General features: G+C 48.6%; 15 protein-coding genes. 11 read left to right on the top strand and 4 right to left on the bottom strand.

What is annotated here, in order from left to right; genetic code table 11:
* Positions 1 to 120 precede the first annotated feature (120 nt).
* The 3 genes from F0P94_RS07810 to F0P94_RS07800 all read left to right on the top strand — a co-directional run bounded on the left by F0P94_RS07810 (position 121) and on the right by F0P94_RS07800 (position 2,103).
* On the top strand, positions 121 to 891 hold the full coding sequence (locus tag F0P94_RS07810) for a porin family protein (RefSeq protein ID WP_150903316.1): 771 nt from the start codon (positions 121 to 123) through the stop codon (positions 889 to 891).
* A gap of 172 nt (positions 892 to 1,063) precedes the next feature.
* Complete coding sequence (locus F0P94_RS07805; RefSeq protein WP_007652164.1) at positions 1,064 to 1,285, top strand: DUF2795 domain-containing protein; 222 nt, start codon at positions 1,064 to 1,066, stop codon at positions 1,283 to 1,285.
* Between the two features lie 104 nt (positions 1,286 to 1,389).
* Positions 1,390 to 2,103, top strand: coding sequence for an ABC transporter ATP-binding protein (locus tag F0P94_RS07800; RefSeq protein WP_150903315.1), 714 nt, complete (start codon positions 1,390 to 1,392; stop codon positions 2,101 to 2,103).
* A gap of 318 nt (positions 2,104 to 2,421) precedes the next feature.
* Here the strand turns inward: F0P94_RS07800 and F0P94_RS07795 are convergent, their stop codons facing one another.
* Positions 2,422 to 4,053 carry a S8 family peptidase gene (locus tag F0P94_RS07795; RefSeq protein ID WP_150903314.1) on the bottom strand — a complete coding sequence of 544 codons (1,632 nt, stop codon included), beginning with the start codon at positions 4,051 to 4,053 and terminating at the stop codon, positions 2,422 to 2,424.
* 537 nt (positions 4,054 to 4,590) lie between these two features.
* Between F0P94_RS07795 and F0P94_RS07790 the strand changes: the two genes are divergently transcribed.
* Positions 4,591 to 5,223 (top strand): DUF4142 domain-containing protein, encoded by a 633-nt coding sequence (locus F0P94_RS07790; protein ID WP_150903313.1) that lies wholly within the window; start codon positions 4,591 to 4,593, stop codon positions 5,221 to 5,223.
* A gap of 91 nt (positions 5,224 to 5,314) precedes the next feature.
* On the opposite strand, the gene uvrA is transcribed toward F0P94_RS07790, so the two are convergent.
* The gene (uvrA, locus tag F0P94_RS07785; RefSeq protein ID WP_150903312.1) at positions 5,315 to 8,188 is read right to left on the bottom strand and encodes an excinuclease ABC subunit UvrA; all 2,874 of its coding nucleotides are present in this window, start codon (positions 8,186 to 8,188) and stop codon (positions 5,315 to 5,317) included.
* Between the two features lie 222 nt (positions 8,189 to 8,410).
* On the opposite strand from uvrA, the gene F0P94_RS07780 reads away from it, so the two are divergent.
* Positions 8,411 to 9,520 (top strand): AAA family ATPase, encoded by a 1,110-nt coding sequence (locus F0P94_RS07780; protein WP_150903311.1) that lies wholly within the window; start codon positions 8,411 to 8,413, stop codon positions 9,518 to 9,520.
* 4 nt (positions 9,521 to 9,524) lie between these two features.
* Complete coding sequence (locus F0P94_RS07775; protein ID WP_150903310.1) at positions 9,525 to 10,043, top strand: hypothetical protein; 519 nt, start codon at positions 9,525 to 9,527, stop codon at positions 10,041 to 10,043.
* Between the two features lie 2 nt (positions 10,044 to 10,045).
* Here F0P94_RS07775 and F0P94_RS07770 read toward each other — a convergent pair whose 3' ends face one another.
* Together F0P94_RS07770 and F0P94_RS07765 are read right to left on the bottom strand one after the other, a co-directional pair.
* Positions 10,046 to 10,309 (bottom strand): hypothetical protein, encoded by a 264-nt coding sequence (locus F0P94_RS07770; protein ID WP_150903309.1) that lies wholly within the window; start codon positions 10,307 to 10,309, stop codon positions 10,046 to 10,048.
* A gap of 65 nt (positions 10,310 to 10,374) precedes the next feature.
* Complete coding sequence (locus tag F0P94_RS07765) at positions 10,375 to 11,076, bottom strand: pseudouridine synthase (RefSeq protein WP_150903308.1); 702 nt, start codon at positions 11,074 to 11,076, stop codon at positions 10,375 to 10,377.
* 543 nt (positions 11,077 to 11,619) lie between these two features.
* Between F0P94_RS07765 and F0P94_RS07760 the strand changes: the two genes are divergently transcribed.
* The 5 genes from F0P94_RS07760 (at position 11,620) to F0P94_RS07740 (ending at position 20,478) form a co-directional block, all read left to right on the top strand.
* Entirely contained in the window at positions 11,620 to 12,198 is a 579-nt protein-coding gene (locus F0P94_RS07760) for a TetR/AcrR family transcriptional regulator (protein ID WP_150903307.1), read from the top strand.
* Between the two features lie 89 nt (positions 12,199 to 12,287).
* Positions 12,288 to 13,643 carry a TolC family protein gene (locus F0P94_RS07755; protein WP_150903306.1) on the top strand — a complete coding sequence of 452 codons (1,356 nt, stop codon included), beginning with the start codon at positions 12,288 to 12,290 and terminating at the stop codon, positions 13,641 to 13,643.
* Positions 13,644 to 13,651: 8 nt separating this feature from the next.
* The gene (locus F0P94_RS07750) at positions 13,652 to 14,791 is read left to right on the top strand and encodes an efflux RND transporter periplasmic adaptor subunit (RefSeq protein WP_150903305.1); all 1,140 of its coding nucleotides are present in this window, start codon (positions 13,652 to 13,654) and stop codon (positions 14,789 to 14,791) included.
* A gap of 386 nt (positions 14,792 to 15,177) precedes the next feature.
* Positions 15,178 to 18,369 (top strand): efflux RND transporter permease subunit, encoded by a 3,192-nt coding sequence (locus F0P94_RS07745; RefSeq protein WP_150903304.1) that lies wholly within the window; start codon positions 15,178 to 15,180, stop codon positions 18,367 to 18,369.
* 561 nt (positions 18,370 to 18,930) lie between these two features.
* Complete coding sequence (locus F0P94_RS07740) at positions 18,931 to 20,478, top strand: T9SS type A sorting domain-containing protein (protein WP_150903303.1); 1,548 nt, start codon at positions 18,931 to 18,933, stop codon at positions 20,476 to 20,478.
* The last annotated feature ends 480 nt before the right edge of the window (positions 20,479 to 20,958 follow it).

Genomic DNA, 20,958 nt, shown 5'->3' with positions numbered 1-20,958 from the left:
CACTTTTTAAACCCAAAACGGTAGCCTCTAAACTAAAAAAGCAGGGCATTTAACAACAATTTCGGTCCTTCGGTAGTACGGTAGGGAGAAAACTGTATGTCTTCTTAACCCTGTACAACTATGAAAAAAGCCTTACCTGTTTTAGCGTTCCTTTTCGGAATAATGCCGTTCCTGGCCAGTGCGCAATCCGAAGGGGTTGGCCCTTACATCGGGGCAGCGGCCGCCATCAACAATACCTGGATCATTATCGACAACGAATTGCAGAATAACGAGCACCACGACCATAAAGCAACCTTCGGCCCGGCCGGCGGCCTGGTACTGGGCTACAAGTTCAACGACAGGCATTCGTTGCAGCTGGAAGGTGCCTACTCCAAACAGGGCGCCAAATACGACCTGCTTAACAGCGACAACCGGGTGATCGGTAAAAAAGAAATAGACCTGAAATACCTGGCGGTTCCGCTGCTTTTTAAGTTATCCGGCACGGGCACTACCCGCTTTAACATCCACGTTGGTCCCCAGGTAGCCTTCCTGCTGAGCGGCGAAGAAGTGAATACCTTCGATGAAAATGTAGTGGTTTCGAACCCGAACATGCCAAATAACGGACAAACCATACCTGCCGGCACGTATACCATATCCGACAAGGATCCGGCAAATGCCGGCGTCTACAAACTGAACAACATAGCCCCCTCGATAGTACTGGGTTTCGGCGTAGAGCACGATCTTTCGGACCAGCTTTACTTAACGGCCAACCTGCGTTTCAATTACAGCTGGACCAACATAAACGATGATGAAGTAGTGGCCCACCCCAACGATCTGGACAAATATACGCTCCGCTACAACGTGCTGGGCGGCCTGCAGGTAGGGCTACACTACTTTTTCCAGAAACCATAGCCAAAGCATACTTTTTTTTAAGCAAACACCCAACATTTCCGGGCTTTGTACGTTGTGAGGGTAAAAACAGAAAAACGGGCTAAATAAAGCCATTTCAGTTGGTATTTACCCGGATTCTTTTATTTTTGCAAACCATTTTAAAAACCCGATATTTCATTTAAATCAGATTACTATGTATTGGACATTGGAATTAGCCTCCTACCTGGAAGATGCGCCTTGGCCGGCCACGAAAGACGAGTTGATCGATTACTCTATTCGCTCCGGCGCCCCGATGGAAGTGGTAGAGAACCTGCAGGCTCTGGAAGACGACGGCCAGCCGTACGAAAACATTGAAGAAATCTGGCCGGATTACCCGACCAAAGAAGATTTCATGTTCAACGAAGACGAGTACTAGAATTTAATGGTTAATGAATATTGATTAATGTTTAATAGTTTGAAAACTGCAATTATTAATTGCTTTTTATTAATCATTAATCATTAAACATTAATCATTAAAAAGTGGTTTTAGAAGTTAAAGATCTGGTTGCGGGGTATGAGCGAAAGCTTATCCGCAACCTTTTTTTTTCGGTGCCGGAGCCGGCTTTTATTGCCGTACTAGGGCATAACGGCTGCGGCAAAAGTACCCTGTTCAAAACGTTTGTTCACCAACTCCCCTATTCCGGCCAGATCCTTTTGCAGGGGAAGGACCTGAAGCAAATTCCCAATGCTGCCGCCCAGGGCATACTGGCGCATTTACCGCAAAAAAACGTGGTTACCTTTCCGGTAAAAGTGAAAGACCTGGTGGTAATGGGAATGTTCCGGAAGAAAAGCTTCTTTCAGAATTACGAGCAGCAGGATTACGAAACGGTAGCTTTTTTACTCCAGAAACTCCAGATCAGCCACCTGGCCGAACGCAATTTCCCGGACCTGAGCGGCGGAGAACAACAACTCGTATGGCTGGCCCAGCTTATGCTGCAGGATGCCGCCATCTGCCTTCTAGACGAACCTACCCAGCAGCTTGACGTGTACCACAAAAAAAAAGTATTCCGGATTTTAGCTGAATGGGTACAGGAAAAACAGAAAACCGTCCTCTGCATCACCCACGACCTGCACAACCTGAACTTCATGCAGGGCTACATCCTGAACCTTTCCAAACCAAACCCGCAACTGGAAAGAATAACCCCGGAAACCGTTACCGAAAACCGGGAATTTCTGGAAAGCGCCCCGTTCTGAAGCAGCTCTTTCCTGATAAACGCTATAGCCGTTTTTATTCTCAAAATCGCTGGTCTAAGTTTATAACTTTGGCCTTTATATAATCTGAAGTTTTTAAATCAGTGAAGCGACAGCCTCAAAAAGAGCGGTTTATGCAACGATTGACTGGTAGTTAACCCCCTTCTAAATGCGCAAGGGAGAATCTTAAGAATGAACCAACTCTGCCCTCAGGGGGAGAATCCGCCAGAATGAAACTTCCCTTCTGAAAACGCTACCATTTTATTAAAAAAAAGCTGCTACCTGAACGGGCTGCAGCTTTTTTGATTTGCGACTATAAACTTATTCTTTTATCACCTTATACTGGAGCATCTTTCCGGCAGTATCCTGCAACCGGAGCAGGTACAAGCCCTTCGGCAGGTTTTGCCCCGGATGCAAGATCATTTTATCAGCCTTCTCTAAATAGCTGAAGAAAACCCGCTGGCCGGTAACAGTAAATAATTCAGCCTGCAGCAGGTGCAGCCCGGCCGGAACTTCCAGGGTTAACTGCTCTTTGAAAACGGTGGGGTAAACTTTAACCGGTCTGGCAGCTTTTTCCTTTTGAACGTGCATAATGTTCCGAAGCAGGGAATCGGCTTTACAGGCATCCGGCAGCCCCCAGCCAAACTGGTTATTGGGGTTACTGAATTTGTCGGCGCTTTGCTTTATGGCGTTGAGAACCTGCATGTTGGTAGCGCCCGGATTGGCTTGAATCAAAGCCGCTGCCACAGAGGAAATTAAAGGAGCAGCTACCGAAGTCCCGTCGCTGGCTGCCGGTCCGCCGGCTACGCTTAAATGATGAGTAAAGGTGCCGCGGGCAACCACATCGGGCTTGATCCGGTTATCGGCCGTTGGTCCTACCGATGAAAAAGAGCTGTATTGGTTAGCACTGGTTACGCTGCCTACGCAAAGAACGGAATCGCCGTCGCAAGGCGGGTTAATACGGTTGGAACGGGGTGGTTTGCTTGCTCCCTCATTTCCGGCGCTGCTCACCACCAGCATTCCTTTTTGGGCTGCTTTATCGGCAGCCCGGGTAATAATGGGCGTATCGCCGTCCAGATCCGTATCGGCATAATCGCCTTGCCCGGCATCGAAGAATTTATACCCAAGCGAAGACTGAATGATATCCGCTCCCAAAGAATCGGCCCACTCGGCGGCAGCCGCCCAGTTCAGTTCTTCCTGATGCGTTTCGGAGGCCATATTTTCCGTTAGTGCCAGCGCATAAGTTGCCTGCGCTGCCGCGCCTACATACACGCCCGGTTTGTTGGCGGCCATGGTAGAAAACACGAAGGTACCGTGCGAATAACTGCCGTAAACCGTGGTTGGCTTGCTCACGAAATTACGCGTAGCCAGTATCCGGTTTTGCAGGCGCAAAGAATCGTAAGCGGCATTGGTATTCACGCCCGGGAACCCGGTATCGATTACGGTAATTAAAATGCCTTTTCCCTGATACCCTTTATCGTGCATGCAGTCCAGGTTCAGCTGATCGATTTGAGCGGCGGAAGCGCCGTAACTCAGGCGGGTATTGCTTTGGTTTGTTCTGACTTCCGGGAATTTAGCCGGAGCCGGCTTTTCGGTTTTGCTGCCGTAAACTTTAATGGTTTTTATGGCGGGGAATTGCTTTTGGAGATCGTTTCTGTCCAGGGAAGTTTCGATATAAGCCGCATTCAGCCATTTACTTTTTTGCCGGATTTCGATATCTTTTTCCTGCAATTGCTTCAGATAAGTATTGCTGACCGGCAAATCCTCTTCTTTTAAGAGAGCGTTATGCTTTTGCCGCCTTGCCAGGGCTCTTTCGCTCAACACCTTTTCCGGATGCTGCCGGTAATAGGCCGCTTCCGGACCTTTGTCTTTGAACGTGATCAGGTATTGGTTTTGCGCCTGTGCCGTTAAAGCAGCAGCAGTCACACCCAGTAAGAGTAGCAGGTTTTTCATAGTAGTTTTTCACAGATTAATCAGCTACCTGACGCCGTTACCGGCAGACTTGTTGCAGCTTCAGTTACACTATTTGCAGATTTATTATTAACAACTCAGGAAATCTGTAGCCAATCTACCGATACGCTAAAAAACTTCTTCCCATCCTGCAGGTTCAGGCGAAGCCGTAACCTGCAGGCAAATAGTTATTCAGTTTATAGAGGCCCTGCCTGCAAAGCCAATAACCTCCTTTAAAATACACACAAAACAGTACCTGCTCAGAATTTTCCGCCTTTGCAAGCCTGCTTTATGGCTAATTCAAAAACGGCGGCACTTAAACCTGCAACTTGCGTGGGTTACCCGGCCGGTTATTGCAGGTATTGATATCAAATAAACCAAGGACTACTAATTCTGTTCTTTATAATAGTCGGCCGAATTCCTTGCCCTTGCATTTAACTATTATTCAAAAAGCCGAAGAAAAGAGCCGGAAGAGAATGGTAGGCGGAAGTAATAGCGGGATCAGCCTAAATGTTTTTGTGCTAAACCGATCTGTAAACTATGAAAAGAGGATTAATTGGCCTGATGGCAATCGGAATAAGCCTGGGCGAAATGGGCTGTGAATCGCAGCGTTCCAGTTCAGCTCCGGCTTCAGTATCGCCTGCTGTAAGTACGTCTAAAGAGGAGGTCACGATCGAGCCGGTAAACCCGGGGCTGTCTTCCGAAGAAGCTATTCAACAGATAAAAAACGGACCATTTTCAGATACCGCTTTTGTGGCCAAGGCGGCAGAAATGGGAATGGCAGAAGTAGAGCTGAGTTTGCTGGCCGAGGATCAGGCGGTTGACCCGGCAGTTAAAGACTACGGGGTAGAGATGCAGGCAGAGCACCGACGCGCCAACAGCATCCTGATAAACTTATCCAACGAAAAAAAATGGTATACCCCGAAAAACGTGAATGCGGAACACAAAGATGCTTATGCTAACCTGTTGCAGATAAGGAGTGATAAATTTGACCGCCGTTACATGGAACAGATGATCCGGGATCATGAGATAGCCGTGGCGCTTTTTGGGGAAGCGATAAAGAACGCCACCGACCCGGAGCTTCGCCGGTATGCTATCCAGACAGAACCGTCTCTCCGCGACCATCTTACCAAAGCCCGGGCAATTATGAAAAACCTGGATGCTAAAAAGTAACTTCCTGGGCTGAAAGCATACCGATTAAAAGTGAAAGCCGGCCGGATTATTCCGGACCGGCTTTGGTTTTCAGGGCAAAAAGATAGCGTTTTTAAGAAGCCTGTTTCTCCCGGTAAATACTCGTAGCCAGTTCTTCCTTAATAAACCGTGGCGTATGGCCTTTTTTCACTTTGGCAACTTCTTCCGGCGTGCCTTGCGCTACTACCGTCCCGCCCGCATCGCCGCCTTCCGGACCGATATCGATGATGTGGTCGGCTACTTTTATCAGGTCTAAGTTGTGCTCAATGATCAGAACCGTATTGCCTTTGTCTACCAGTTTGCGGAGCACTTCACTTAAATGCTGAATGTCCTGAAAGTGAAGACCGGTAGTTGGTTCATCGAGAATGTAGAACGTGCGGCCGGTATCTTTTTTCGAAAGCTCGGTGCTTAGTTTTACCCGTTGCGCTTCGCCACCGGAAAGTGTGGTAGCCTGTTGGCCCAGCGTGATGTAACCCAAACCCACTTCGTTCAACACTTTCACTTTGCGCTGAATGCGGGGCTGGTTTTCGAAGAACTCCACGGCTTTTTCTACCGTCATTTCCAAAACATCGGTAATCGATTTGCCTTTGAAGCGTACTTCCAGGGTTTCGCGGTTGTAGCGTTTACCTTTGCAGGCGTCGCAGGGCACGTACACGTCCGGCATGAAGTTCATTTCGATGGTTCGCATACCGGCGCCTTCGCAGACTTCGCAGCGGCCGCCTTTTACGTTAAATGAAAATCTGCCGGCGGTATACCCTCGAATCTTCGACTCCGGTAATTGGGCGTACAAATTCCGGATATCGGTGAACATGCCGGTATACGTTGCCGGATTGGAACGAGGCGTTCTTCCGATCGGGCTTTGGTCTACTTCAATTACTTTATCGATAAATTCCAGACCTTCAATTTTCTTATATGGCAGCGGATCGCGTTTGGCGTTGAAGAAGAATTGGTTCAGGATCGGGTAAAGTGTGTCGTGAATGAGCGTGGATTTGCCGCTGCCCGAAACGCCGGTTACCGCAATGAATTTTCCGAGCGGAAACGCTACCGTTACGTTCTTTAAATTGTTGCCGGTTGCCCCGAAAAGCTTCAGTTCTTTACCGGTGCCTTCGCGTTTGGTTTTGTCTACTTCAATGCCTTTGCGGCCGCTTAAAAAATCGGCGGTTAAGCTGCCGGACTTCATCATTTCTTCCGGGGTTCCGGAAGTTACAATTTGTCCGCCATGCACGCCGGCGCCCGGACCAATATCGAGCACGTAATCGGCATTCAGGATCATGTCTTTGTCGTGCTCCACCACAATTACGGAGTTACCCAAGTCGCGGAGGTTTTGCAGCGCTTTGATCAGTTTCTCGTTGTCGCGCTGGTGCAGGCCGATGCTGGGTTCATCCATGATGTAAAGCACGCCAACCAGCTGCGTTCCGATCTGCGTGGCCAACCGGATCCGCTGACTTTCGCCGCCGGAGAGGGTACGCACGGAACGGTGTAAACTCAGGTAATCCAGACCGACATCCAGTAAAAAGCCGATGCGTTTGCGGATCTCTTTCAGCAGTTCGCGCGCAATTACATTCTGGCGTTCGTTCATCCGATCTTCCAAACCTTCGAACCAGGCCGCCAGTTTATCGATCGTGATATTGGAAAGTTCGCCGATATTTTTCTGGTCTATCTTGAAGTGCAGCGATTCCTTTTTCAGGCGCAAACCGTTGCATTCCGGACAGGTAACTTTGCGGGTATATTCCGAGATCCATTCACGAATGTTCTCCGAATCGGATTCCATTTGCTTGCGCAGGAAATTTACGATGCCTTCGAACTCTACCGCGTAAGTACCTTTTTTGGTTTTAACTTCCAGCTCTTCGTCTAAACCGTACAGCAGAATTTTGTAAGCATCTTCCGGCAGGTCTTTGATGGGCGTGGTCAGTTTCGCTTTGAATTCCTTCAGCAGGGCTTCTACCTGGTGAAAGATCCAGAGGTCGCGGTACTCACCGAGCGGGGCAATGGCGCCCTGCCGGATCGTTTTGGTTTTGTCCGGAATAATGGCGTCTTCGGTCAGTTCCTGAATTTCGCCGAGGCCGTTGCAGTTGGGGCAGGCGCCGTACGGGGAGTTAAAGGAAAAGGTGTTCGGGGCCGGATCGTCGTAGGCGATGCCGCTTTCCGGGTCCATTAAAAAGCGGGAGAAGAATTGCGTTTCGTTGGTTTCGGCATCCTGAATCAAGATGGTACCTTTGCCGTGCGTGAGCGCATTCTGTACCGAATTCGACAAACGGTAACGATCATCGGCGTTCACCACAATTTTATCGATCACGATCTCGATGTCGTGAATTTTGTAGCGGTCGAGCTGCATTTTCGGGACCAGCTCCAGCAGTTCGCCGTCTACGCGCACGCGCACAAAACCCATCTTCCGGATCTGCTCGAAGAGTTCGCGGTAGTGGCCTTTCCGGCCTTTTACCACCGGCGCCAGCACGATCAGCTTTTTGCCGTTCAAATTTTCCAGGATGTGGTTTACGATCTGCTCGTCGCTTTGCCGGATCATTTTTTTGCCGGTCACATAACTGAAAGCCTCGGCGGTACGCGCATAAAGCAGGCGCATAAAATCGTAGATCTCCGTGATGGTGCCCACCGTGGAGCGCGGGTTGCGGCTCGTGGTTTTCTGCTCAATGGAAATTACCGGCGAAAGTCCTTCGATCTTATCGACGTTCGGACGATCCAGTCCGCCCAGAAAGGAGCGGGCATAGGCGGAAAAGGTTTCCATGTAGCGGCGCTGCCCTTCGGCGTAAATGGTATCGAAGGCGAGCGACGATTTGCCGCTGCCGCTGATGCCGGTGAACACCACCAGCTGGTTGCGCGGAATGGTAAGGGAAATATTTTTAAGGTTGTGCTCGCGGGCGCCGTACACTTCAATAAAAGGTACGTCTATGCCTGTTGCCGCAACCGGATCAAGCTTTTTGTCAGCCATGTATCTGGTAAGAATTAATCTGCAAAGGTACGCATAAACGCGCAGATTTGCAGGTGGTTTAAGTAACTCTTCCTAACAGATTTGAAGGGGTTTAGGTTGCGGAATTGGGAGGGAGATTTTGGGGTGCGGAGGATAGCGGTCTGAGGGAAGTTGTCTTAAAATTATTGCTTGTGAATTTAATTCCGGTAAATTTGAAAAATATACAGTATATATAGAATTACTATGATTACTGACCTCATAATCAGAAATTTTAAATCTCTAAAACTCGTTTCTTTAAAGACAAAGCGGGTAAACCTTCTTATTGGTTACCCAAATGTTGGAAAGTCCAATGTCCTAGAGGCATTATCCTTATTATCTTCAAACCAGCACTCTCAAAAATTTATGCGGGGCTATGTTCGGTATGATGATATTGAAAACCTATTTTATGAGAATGACTCCTCGGAAACAATTAAAGTTGAAACTAATGTTGGTGTAGCTTACTTAGAACAACAGGGAGTGAATTCTTTAGAATTTATATATAGTCTTTTATTAGAAGCTATTTCTGGTGACTATATTGAAAGTTTACTTGATAAGGAGAGTAGAAGTAATGCTTTAATAAAGCATATCCAAAGCCAACTAGCTAGAAATAGAAGATTTAATGAGATTGGAAATGCTTTACAATATAAAATGGATGTGAATGGGGTATATAAGGAAAAAAGTGATCAGTCAGGATATAATTTTGTTGTTTCAAATCCTAAAGGTGGACAACTAGTAAAAAAGTACGAATTTAAATCAAATGATACTTTTAAAAATAAATATTCTGATTTTTTATTACCACCTTTCGGAGACAACTTATTTACCATCCTTGAATTAAATGAGGATCTTTATAATAATATAAATCAGCTCTTAGCTAGCAATGATTTAGAACTTGTTCTTCGTGTAAAAGAAAGAAAACTTGAGGTTCAGCGGAAGAAAGGCGCTAAAGTTTATGCATTCCCTTATACATCTATTGCCGACACCATTCAGCGGTTAGCTTTTTATTTAGCAGCCATTTATTCCAATAAAAATTCAGTTTTATTATTCGAAGAGCCTGAAGCGCATTCTTTTCCGCCGTTTGTGCAAATGCTGGCTTCCCGGATCGCGGCTGATACTTCCAATCAATACTTCATTACCACGCATAGTCCTTACATTTTCGATACACTGTTGGAGAGATTAGGCAAAGATGAAATTGCCGTTCACGTTTGCAGTTACCAAGATGATCAGACGCATATCCGAACCTTATCGGAAGAAGAGTTAGCGAACGTACAGAATATGCGGGAGGAAATTTTCTTTAACCTGGAGAAATACAGTTAAGGGTATGTCTGTACTTTTTCTTTCTGAGTGTTATACCGAAACTCTTCTGTATTCGACATTGCTTTATGATCAAAGCCACCTATACACCCATAGGCATGGTGTTAATGAAGTTTTGAAAAGCTTAAAATTCCAGGATTTGCCTTTTGAAACTTTAATTGGATGCATCGATAATGACAAGCATTTGACCTTTGCTTACATGAATGAGTTTACTGTGCAGCAAGCAGAATATGGCGTTGCCGTATTGAAGCACCAACAAGACGAAAGCAAAATCCTAATCCAATTAAGTCCAGCTGCTGAAACATGGTTGTTAGAAACTGCTAAGGCTGCTAATATAAATCCGGCTGATTTTAAATTACCAGCAACCCCGGATAAGCTAAAGGTCTTCTCAACTATCAATTCCAAACAAAACCGAGCGATTTTAAAAAGCTTTATTAAAGCTATTTTTACATCCGGGAATGAACGCAGCAACTATTTGCGAGGAATCGTTGAATCTTATTATGAAAAGCCTGATTGGCTTAAATAAGGCTACTTTCCCGGCCTAACCAACTCCTCCTCAACCCGCAACCGTTTCACCGTCAATTCATCAATAGTCAGTTTCCGGATGCGCGCCAGGTTAATTCCCATGCGGGCAATAACCATACTGCCAATCGCTAGGGCACCAACAGCTAAAGCCCCAACTGCCATCGCGCCGGCCGCAAAAGCTCCGGCGGAAAATGCCCCGATGGCTTCTGCTTTTAAAGTGCCTCTTCCGGCTTGGAAATCCAGTTCGGTTTTGAGTAGCTTGTTCATAGGTATAGCTTCTGGGTTAGAAGTGTATAACCAATAAATTAGCCAGTTGTTGGAGAATGAGATTGTCAAACCAAACTCTTCAATCCCGCAACTTCCTCCTTCCCCAACTCCCGCCATTCCCCAACCTGCAAACCCCCTAACTCCACATGCACAATCCGAACCCGTTTCAGCTCTAAAACCTCATACCCCAGTTTATAGCACATCCTCCGGATCTGCCGGTTCAGGCCCTGGGTGAGAATAATATTGAACGTAAACTCATCAAGCTGCTTCACCTCCGCCGGACGGGTTTTCTTCCCCATAATTTCCACCCCGGAAGCCAGCGCAGAAATAACTTCCGAAGTCAACGGTTTATCTACCCGCACCACGTATTCCTTTTCCTGTTTTTGTTCGCTGTGCAGGATTTTGTCGAAAATGGAACCGTCGTTAGTGAGCAGCAGTAAACCTTCCGAATCCTTGTCGAGGCGACCAATGGGGTACACGCGTACCGGGAAGTTCAGGGCCTGGGTTAAATTATCGGGGATTGCTTCATTTAAAGTAGTTTCGATGCCGCGCGGTTTGTAGTAGGCGAGGTAATGGAACTGCTGCGCTTCCTTCAGGATTTTGCCGTCTAAGCTTACTTCGTCTTCGGGCTGCAAAGGCTGGTTGAGTTGCGCAGGCTGGCCGTTCACCAGGAAGCGTTTCGCTAAAATAAGGGCAGTTGCTTCCTTGTTGGAAAGGCGCAGTTTCTGCACCAGGAAATGTCTGGCGGAAGCGTTTAAAGGTCTCATGATTCAGGCGAAGCTACAAATTTTCCGCCAGCAGCCCGTCAGTTAAAGCAGACGGCTATGAATTTTCTTTTTCCTGCTTTCCAAAACTTCCGTTGACTAAAGTCAACGGCAATAGATTTAGAATAATCAGAAATAAGTTTACTACTTGTGAGGTGCCTTGAAGTTATAAGTAACAACTTTAAAAGTTTAAGATCACCTGTAAACACATTGTTATCCATTGCCGTTGACTTTAGTCAACGGAATTTATCAGACAAACGGCATAAGCTTAAAGCTTAAACCCTACGCTACGGATGCTTTAAAATGGAGCCGCCCGCACGGACTTTAGTCCGTAAAACGATAGCATTTCCGGAGTAAAAAGGCAGCCCAACCTTTTTCCAACCATCCCCAAATTCATTGCCGTCTGCTTTAGCTTACGGACTACGGTTTCCCAAAATATACTACCTAACAATCAATCACTTACGATCAAAATTCCTGCAATTCCTAAATTTTCCGGGAAATCCTGCTTTACTTTGCCTACCGAATGAACGTTCAATTGGGAAAAACATGAGTCAGGAAGAGATACTTGCGGAGAAGAAAAAGGCCATTTTTGAAAGTACCTTAGAGCTGGTGCGCGAGAATGGTTTCCACGGCACGCCCATGAGTCTGGTAGCCAAAAAAGCGGGCGTAGCGGCGGGTACCATTTACCATTATTTCGACAGCAAGGATACGCTGATCATTGCGTTGCACGGCTATTTACGGAGTCGCATGTTCAAGACCATGCTCGACGGCGATGACGAAACCCGGGACTTTGAAAGCCGCTTCTTCACCTTCTGGAAAAAACACTATCATTTTTACGTCCAAAACCCGAACGCCCTTTATTTTATCGAGCAGTTCGTGAATTCGCCGTATTACGAACGCTGCCCCGAGAAAGAGAACGACCGCTGCCAGAACATCATTGCGCAATTCCTGAAAACGGGCATTGAAACCGGCGTACTGAAACAAATGAACCTGAAACTGATGAGCATTCTGGTACACAGCAGCGTGGTAACTACTGCCAAAGTTTCGCTAACCAAAAAAGTAGAAATCGGCGAAACGGAATTGCAGCAGGTTGCGCAGGTAATCTGGGACGGCATAAAACAATAAACCTTTTTAACAGTATTCTGATAGCGTTTCGGCTACTGTTTTTTAGAACCAACCACCATGAAACAAACTTATAAATGCAGCGCTTCGGTATGAAAATAGTTAAACGCTTACGCATCCTGCTTTTTGCCGGCGCGCTTATCCCTTTTCAGGCGGAAGCCCAGCAAACGCCCCCGCCGGCCGAGGCCCTCACCCTGGATCAATGCATTGCCTACGCCCTGAAAAACAAACCATCGGTGCAGCAGGCTTACCTGGATGAGCAGATTACCGAACGCGAAATTAAAGCGGCCCTGGCCGACTGGTTTCCGCAATTGGGCGTTGCCGCTAACCTGCAGCACTACCTGAAAATGCCGGTTACGATTTTCCCGAACGAGGCCGGCGTGCTGGTGCCGCGCCAGATCGGTACGGTTAATAGCTCTAACCTTTCGCTGGTTGCCGACCAGGTAATTTTTAACAACGATGTTTTTTTTGCTTCCCGGGGCAGCCGGTACGTGCGGTTGCAAAGCAAACAGAACACCTACAACGAAAAGATCGACATCGTGGTAAACGTGAGCCGGGCCTTTTACGATGTGCTTTTATCGCAGGAGCAGCTTAAGATCCTGGATCAGGACATTATCCGGCAGGAAAAACAACTGAAAGATGCGCGGGCCCAATACGAACAGGGCCTGGTAGATAAAACCGACTGGCAACGCGCCGACATTTCGCTTACCAACGTGCGCAGCACCCGCAAACGTACCCTCGAAGCAATCCGGCCGAAGTATGTATTCCTGAAAGAGCTGATCGGTTATCCCGCCGAAAAAGAACTTCAGATCGCTTTTAATCCGGTAGAAATGCAGCACCACATGCTCGCAGATACCCTGCAGCCGGTCAGCTATGCCAACCGCATCGAGTTCCAGCAGCTGCAAACCCAGAAACAGATCCAGGAGCTTTCGGTAAATTATTACAAATGGAGTTTCATGCCCAGCTTTTCGGCGTACTACAGCTACAATATTGTGTACCAGAACAACGATTTTCAGCAGCTCTACAAACAGTCTTACCCCAACTCGCCTATTGGCCTACGGATGTCGGTGCCCTTGTTTACGGGTACGCGCCGCCTGCAAAACCTGCGCCGCGCGCAGCTGCTGGACAAACGCCTCGACCTCGACATTGCCAACATCAAAAACCGCATCAATACCGAATACGAAGCGGCAATGGCCACCTACCGCAGCGATCTGTACGAGCTGAAAACCGTGCAGCACAACGTGCAGGTTGCCGAAGACGTGTACCGCATTATTAAGTTGCAATACGACGAAGGCATTAAACCTTACCTCGACCTGATTCTGGCCGAAGCCGAGATCCGGGCCACCCAGCTGAATTATTACAATGCGCTTTACCGGGTGCTTACCAGCAAACTGGAAGTGGAACGCGTAACCGGAACCATAAACGTAGCTGCCTACGAATCGAAATAACCTGACCCATGAAAATAAACTTATACAACCTTTCGGCCGGAATCTTAAGCGTTGCCTTGCTTTATAGTTGCGGCAAAAAAGACGCGCAGCAAGGCCAGAACCCCATGAATGCCCCCGTGCCGGTAACCGCTTATACCGTTTCCGAAGAAAATGTAGTAGGCACCGATACCTACCCCGGCACCGTAGTACCCTTGCAGGAAGTAGAATTACGGGCCCAGGTTACCGGCTACATTACCAACATTTATGTGCAGGACGGCCAGAAAGTAAGCAAAGGCCAGAAGCTCTACGAAATAGACCGCACCCGCTACCAGGCCAGTTACAACCAAGCCCAGGCCAGCTTAAGAAGCGCCCAGGCCAACCTGGAAAAAATGCGTCAGGACCTGGAACGTTATGAAAACCTTGCCAGGCAGGATGCCATTGCCCGCCAGCGCGTAGATTACGCCCGCACCGACCTGGAAACCGCGAAGGCCCAGGTAGCCGCCGCCAAAGCCGGCGTTTCCAGTGCTGCCAACGAGTTAAGCTATTCGCTAATTACCGCCCCCATGTCCGGAACGATAGGCATTTCGCAGGTAAAAGTCGGAGCGCAGGTTTCGCCGGGCACAACCTTGCTGAACACCATTTCAGCCGAAGACCCGATCTCGGTAGACATTGTGATCAACGAAAAAGAAATCCCGCGCTTCACCCGAATACAAAACCAGCAAAGTGCATCCGATTCCACCTTCACCATTCAGTTTTCCGACAATTCGGTTTACAAATATCCCGGCAAGCTCGCAGCCATCGACCGCGCCGTGAACCGCCAGACCGGAACCATTACCGTGCGCGTAAGTTTCCCAAACCCGGAACGCCAGCTCATTGCCGGCATGACCGTAGTGCTCCGCGTCCGCAACCAGGACATCGGCCGCCAGCTGGTAATTCCGCAAACGGCACTAACCGAGCAAATGGGCGAATACTACGCTTATAAAATTCAGGGCGATTCGGTGGTGCAGCAGAAGATAGGCTTAGGCACCAAGGTCCATAATAAAATTGTAGTGCGCGAAGGCCTGAAACCCGGCGATAAAATAGTAGTGGAAGGCACCCAGAAACTCCGACCGAACGCCAAGATCACGCTCGGTCAGCCGCAACCCCAAGGCCCGCCACAAGGGAAGTAGAAATGAAACCCCACCCCTAGCCCCTCCGGGGAGGGGAATTATCGGGTAACGTGAAATTGAATTTGATTTGATTTCGATTTAAAAGTCACGTATTCCAATTCCCCTCCCCGGAGGGGCTAGGGGCGGGGTTTAAAGCAGCACAAAGGCTATGCTTTCAGGCCTGAAAAGTCTGAAACCAACTATTGAAAAACAAAGCATTGCGTCATCCCGAGCGCCAACCAATGAAACTTATCAAGCCTGCATCAAGATAATGGCCCCATAAGATTCCTCGGCGTTGCTCGGAATGACGACTAAAAAAACGGCCTGCCGGAACACTAGAAAAACGATAGGCTTTCGGGCCAAGAAGTACCGGAAGCACATTGAATTAAGAAGCGAAAAGAAAACAAATGATATCAGAAGTATTTATAAGACGGCCCGTCACGTCCATTGTGATCTCGCTGGTACTGGTAATTTGCGGTACGCTGGCCATCCTGAACTTGCCGGTGAGCCAGTACCCGAACATTACGCCACCGGTAGTTTCCATTAACGGAAATTACACCGGCGCCGACGCGCAAACGGTAGAACAGACCGTAACCACGCCCGTGGAAACGCAGGTGAACGGTACGCCCGGCATGACCTATCTTTCCTCCAACTCCACCAGTACCGGGCAAATGTCCATGAACGTGAACTTCGAGGTGGGAACCGACATTGACATTGCTACCCTGGACGTGCAAAACCGGGTAAGCATTGCCGAACCGCGCTTACCGGAAGAAGTACGGCGTTTGGGCTTAACGGTGCGGAAGCGGAACCCGACCATCATGATGGTGGTAACCTTCTATTCCCCGAACGGCACCCACGACATTAAATTCCTCGACAACTACACCAACATCTACATCCGCGACGCTTTATTAAGGGTGCCGGGTGTAGGAGATATCAATACCGTAGGGGAAGAATTCTCGATGCGGATCTGGTTGAAACCGGACCGGATGTCGCAGCTGGGCATTACGCCGGCCGATGTTTCCAACGCGTTACGCGAGCAGAACGTGCAGGTAGCAGCGGGCTCCGTAGGCGGTGCGCCGCAGTATTCCTCGCAGGCTTTTGAGTACCCGATAACCGTAAACGGCAAACTTACCAGTCAGGAAGAATTCGAAAACATTATCGTGCGCACGCGGCCGGAAGACGGTTCTCTGGTGTACCTGAGAGATATTGCGCGGCTGGAACTAGGTAAGTTCAACTACACCCGCCAATCGTTCGTGAACGGCAAGCCGGCCACCTTCCTGCTTATTTACCAGGCGCCGGGAAGTAACGCCCTGGAAACAGCCGATGGCGTTTATGCCGCGCTGGGCCAGATCAAAAAAACCTTCCCCGCCGACATGGATTACAAAGTTTCCTTCGAGTCGGTTTCGGTCGTGGAGGTTTCCATTAAAGAGGTAATCAAGACCTTCATCGAAGCGCTGATACTGGTAATTATTGTGGTGTACCTTTTCCTGCAGAACTGGCGCGCCACGCTCATTCCGATCCTGGCCATTCCGGTTTCCATTATCGGAACCTTCATCTTCTTCATTCCGCTTGACTTCACCATCAACACGCTTACCTTATTCGGTTTCGTGCTGGCCATTGGTATTGTGGTAGACGATGCAATTGTGGTAGTGGAAGCCGTGCAGCATTACATCGACCACGAAGGCATGACTGCCAAAGAAGCAACCCTGCAAGCCATGAAGGATATTTCGGCGCCGGTAATTGCCATTGCCTTAATTCTGGCGGCGGTGTTTATTCCGGTAGGTTTCATTCCGGGAATTGTGGGGCGTTTGTACCAGCAGTTTGCCATTACCATCGCCATTTCGGTGCTGCTTTCGGCGTTTATAGCGCTTACCTTAACGCCGGCCCTATGCGCCATGATGCTGAAACCCATGAAGCTCGACGAAAACTCGAAAGGCCTGAACAAGTGGTTCTATAAGTTTAACCGGTGGTTTGCCCGTACCACGGAAAACTATTCGGTGGGCGTGCGAAAAAGCATAAAAGCCACGCCGCTGGTGCTCATTTTACTGGCCTGCTTGTACGCCGGAACCTTCGGATTATTTGCCAACAAACCAACCGGTTTTATTCCTACGGAAGACGAAGGCCGTTTATTCGTTTCGTTCGAATTGCCGCAGGCTGCCTCCAGCAACCGTACTTCCGCCGTTTTAGAGCAGATGTCGGAAATGTTGCGCACCACCAAAGGCGTGAACAACTATTCGGCCATTGCCGGTCTGAACGTAATTAACTTCTCTATTAAATCGAACAGCGGTACCTTCTTCGTGCAGCTCAAGCCTTGGGACGAACGCAAAGACAAGGAGCAGCAGCTCGAAGGCATTATGGGCGCGCTCCGCGGAAAGTTCTCCACCATTAAAGACGCCAGCGTGGTAATTGTGCCTCCGCCGGCCATTCCGGGTCTGGGCCAGACGGGCGGTTTCAGTTTCATGCTGCAGCAGCGCGAAAGCACCGACGATATTAAAGGTTTTGAACGCACGGTGCAGGCTTTTCTGGCCGAAGTGCGTAAACGTCCGGAAATCTCGGGAGCGTTCTCGTTCTTTACTGCTAGTACGCCGGGCTACCAGGTAGAAGTAGACCGCGAAAAAGTAAAGAAACTGGGCGTGAATCTATCCGACGTTTTCTCCACGATGAGCGCCTACATGGGTTCCCAGTACATCAACGACTTTACCATTTATGGCCGGAATTTCCGGGTAGTGGCCCAGGCCGACACCATGTACCGCAACGACATTTCTGATCTGGGTCAGTTCTATGTGAATAACCGCCAGGGCGAACAAGTACCGCTCAGCGCCCTGGTAACCCACAAAATAATTGAAAGCGCCCCGGTAATTTCGCACTACAACCTTTTCCGGAGCACCGAAATTAACGGCAATGCCGCGCCGGGCTACAGTTCCGGACAAGCCCTTGCCGCCCTGGAAGAAGTAGCTGCCCAAACGCTGCCGGCCGGCTACGGCTACGAATTCTCCGGCCTCAGCCGCGAAGAGCTTTCCTCCGGCAACATGACCGTGATCATTTTCTCGCTTTCCATCTTAATGGTATTCCTGTTCCTGGCTGCCCTTTATGAAAGCTGGTCGGTACCGTTTTCAGTTTTACTGGCCGTTCCGCTGGGAGCCTTCGGCGCTATTTTAGCCCTTACGCTATTGCCGAAACTTTCGAATAACGTGTACGCCCAGATCGGTCTCATTACCCTGATCGGTCTGGCGGCGAAAAACGCCATTCTGATCGTGGAGTTTGCCAAAGAACGCGTAGACCACGGCATGGAACTGCTGGAAGCCACCATCGATGCCGTGAAACTCCGCCTCCGCCCCATCATCATGACTTCCATGGCCTTTATTCTGGGCGTGTTGCCGCTGGCCTTCTCCGGAGGCGCCGGCGCCGTAGCCCGCCAGACCATCGGCTGGACAGTAGTGGGCGGGATGCTGGCCGCCACCTTCCTGGCGATCTTCGTGGTGCCGGTATTATTCGTGGTAATTACCCGCTTTGCTTACGGAAAAAAGAAACTGGCAGAACTGCAGCAAACTTACCCGAAAGTAGATTACGACCACGACGGCGAAGGTTACGCGCATTAAGGAACACACTGCTCTGCCACCACCTCTCTCATCCAAACAAAAAACCTCTGTCCGCTCCGGTCAGAGGTTTTTACTTTTCAGGCCAAAAAGCTAGCGTTCTTAAGCTCCGATACCGGCCTCTGATAATCCATTCCCGGGTGCATTTGCTTTAAATAAAAGGAATACATTCACTTTAAAGAATGCCCCATTGCAACAGCTTTCAAAGCACTCGAATTGTACTTAATTAAGCATCGCGCTTTACAGCCTATTCAATCGCTACTTTGGGGCCTCCTTCCTCACCCTTCCACAATTCAATCAATCTCAGGTAGCAAATACCAGGATTCCAAACAGTAAAGAGCGGCCCTCTCATTGGCTTTTTACAGCCCTCACAAGCCTTATATGCCTACAAAAGCATATTAAATTGTATTTTTTCAATTTTTAAATGGCATTATTAATCTTATAAGTTTCATCTGAACAACCGTTAAGAAGGCCCGGCGTTAAACCCCCTGTAAGCAAATTACAACAAAACTTAGCACTTAAACCAAAAGTTTTTCAATAAAAGCTTTTTAACTATTCCGAGCCATGAAAACAAACCTACTTCCGTTTATTTATCTTATTCTGTTTCTTTTTACCAGCCAGCTCGCAGTTGCCCAAAGCAATGGACCCTGCAACACCTCGCAGCCACGTCCGATAACAGGCAACCAGCATCCCTGCCCGGGCACCATCGAAACCTACTGCATCGAGAATGACCGCGGCTACACCTCCTTTGTGTGGGATGTTCCCAGAGCACACGCCGGCAACCCACCAACCGGCTGGGAGATCATCTCCGGACAAGGCACCAACTGCGTAACCGTAAGAGTAGGTACCAAAAGCGGAACCATGAAAGTGAAAGTGAACGATCCGATCTGTGGCACCAAAGTAGCAACCCTGCCGGTTAAACCAAGCAAAGGCTTTATTGTAGATGTAAACGGTCCTGATTCAGTTTGCGTGAATGTTAACCAGACTTACACCGCTCATGTGGCAGACTCTTTAGGAAAAGGCAACGGAAAAGGCAATACCAAAGGCGACTTCAACTACAACTGGACTGTTCCTGCCGGCTGGGTAATTGTAAGCGGACAAGGCACTCAGAGAATTGTAGTAACTCCAGGCGCTACCGACGGTAAAGTTTCAGTAACAGCAACTTATACCGGCAAACCAGGAAAAGGCAACAACGGTAATGGCGTAGGCGGCTACAAAGGCTACTGCAACACCAACGCTTCCGACGCCATCGATGTAGACGTGAACAACAATTGCGGAACGCCACCGGTTTGCACCATCACCGCTAATATTGCCGGACCAGACACTGTTTGTGCGTTCAACGACGATCCTTACACCTTTACCACTCCTGCTCAGGCAGGCGCCACTTACACCTGGACCGTACCTGCCGACTGGTTCATCGATTCAGGCGACGGTACCAACTCCATCACGGTATATGCAGGTTTTGAACCAGGTGATGTAAGCGTAACGGTAACCAACAACTGTGGCACTGCAACCGATACTGAGTATGTGTTCGTAAACGAAGAATGCGGCATCATTAACCCGCTGCCGGTAGAACTGATAAGCTTTAAGGGTGCTGCTTCTGCCGAAGGAATCTCCCTGAACTGGGCCACTGCCACCGAGAAAGACAACGATCGTTTTGAAGTGCAGCGTAGCAACGACGGCCGTTCCTTCGAAACTGTTGGTACAGTGAAAGGTAACGGAACCAGCAGCCGCCAGATGAACTACAGCTTCCTGGATAAAACAGCAGCCAACGGTGCCAACTACTACCGCTTACGTCAGGTGGATTTCAGCGGAGCTCACGAGTTCAGCAAAGTGATCCGAGTAAGCGCAAATGGTAAAACTGAAGGTGGTATGACCCTTTATCCGAACCCAAGCACCGACGGCGTGTTCAACGTAAGAACCAAGCAGCCGGTAGAAGTTGCCACCCTGCAGATTACTGACATCAGCGGCCGGGTGCTGCACACCAAAGAAGTAAGAAATACCACTGAGATCAGCCTCGACGGCAAAGCTTACGGCATGAGACCTGGTATTTACCTCATCAGCCTGAAAGCCGGGAAAGAGGCCATGGTGCAGAAACTCATCATAAAATAAGGTAGTTAAGTAGTAATAAGAAGGAAAACCACAGCTCTCTGGGCTGTGGTTTTTTATTTCAGGTCAAGTCAGCGCTAATGCACTATAAACTATAAACTGTCAGGTACAGCCCTTCGCCGTTGTTGCGTAGCCGTCAGGCTGAGTGAAATTTATGATTTCGGACTGTAGAGACTGTAGAGACGTAATATATTACGTCTCCATTCGGGGTACAAACGGCGGCATTAAGTTGCAAATGCAACTAGCAGCGGTTGAGACCAGATATGATGATTTGTCACAATGCTGTGAAAACACAATACTGTCGCAATGTTGTGAAAGACGTAATGTATTACGTCTCTACAGGGGCTCCGGTATTTAGCCTGACAGCGATGGTATTTTCACCAACAACTATACTTCAGCCTGCTTTTGCCCGTCAAATAAAATTTTATAAAGCACTCGCCGAGTTCCTTAAGTTTCGTACTGCATATTTAATTCGACCATAAA

Origin of the sequence: Adhaeribacter soli, from assembly GCF_008727925.1 — a bacterium.
Classification (GTDB): domain Bacteria; phylum Bacteroidota; class Bacteroidia; order Cytophagales; family Hymenobacteraceae; genus Adhaeribacter_A; species Adhaeribacter_A soli.
Note: the sequence above shows the minus strand (reverse complement) of the source record. Positions and strands in the feature narration are given on the sequence as shown.

Excerpts from the sequence above, each read along its gene's own strand:
- F0P94_RS07795 (WP_150903314.1), bottom strand. The coding sequence starts at position 4,053 with ATGAAAAACCTGCTACTCTTACTGGGTGTGACTGCTGCTGCTTTAACG.
- F0P94_RS07805 (WP_007652164.1), top strand. The coding sequence starts at position 1,064 with ATGTATTGGACATTGGAATTAGCCTCCTACCTGGAAGATGCGCCTTGG.
- F0P94_RS07760 (WP_150903307.1), top strand. The coding sequence starts at position 11,620 with ATGAGTCAGGAAGAGATACTTGCGGAGAAGAAAAAGGCCATTTTTGAA.
- F0P94_RS07755 (WP_150903306.1), top strand. The coding sequence starts at position 12,288 with ATGAAAATAGTTAAACGCTTACGCATCCTGCTTTTTGCCGGCGCGCTT.
- F0P94_RS07740 (WP_150903303.1), top strand. The coding sequence starts at position 18,931 with ATGAAAACAAACCTACTTCCGTTTATTTATCTTATTCTGTTTCTTTTT.
- F0P94_RS07745 (WP_150903304.1), top strand. The coding sequence starts at position 15,178 with ATGATATCAGAAGTATTTATAAGACGGCCCGTCACGTCCATTGTGATC.
- F0P94_RS07810 (WP_150903316.1), top strand. The coding sequence starts at position 121 with ATGAAAAAAGCCTTACCTGTTTTAGCGTTCCTTTTCGGAATAATGCCG.
- F0P94_RS07790 (WP_150903313.1), top strand. The coding sequence starts at position 4,591 with ATGAAAAGAGGATTAATTGGCCTGATGGCAATCGGAATAAGCCTGGGC.
- F0P94_RS07765 (WP_150903308.1), bottom strand. The coding sequence starts at position 11,076 with ATGAGACCTTTAAACGCTTCCGCCAGACATTTCCTGGTGCAGAAACTG.
- F0P94_RS07750 (WP_150903305.1), top strand. The coding sequence starts at position 13,652 with ATGAAAATAAACTTATACAACCTTTCGGCCGGAATCTTAAGCGTTGCC.
- uvrA (WP_150903312.1), bottom strand. The coding sequence starts at position 8,188 with ATGGCTGACAAAAAGCTTGATCCGGTTGCGGCAACAGGCATAGACGTA.
- F0P94_RS07780 (WP_150903311.1), top strand. The coding sequence starts at position 8,411 with ATGATTACTGACCTCATAATCAGAAATTTTAAATCTCTAAAACTCGTT.
- F0P94_RS07775 (WP_150903310.1), top strand. The coding sequence starts at position 9,525 with ATGTCTGTACTTTTTCTTTCTGAGTGTTATACCGAAACTCTTCTGTAT.
- F0P94_RS07770 (WP_150903309.1), bottom strand. The coding sequence starts at position 10,309 with ATGAACAAGCTACTCAAAACCGAACTGGATTTCCAAGCCGGAAGAGGC.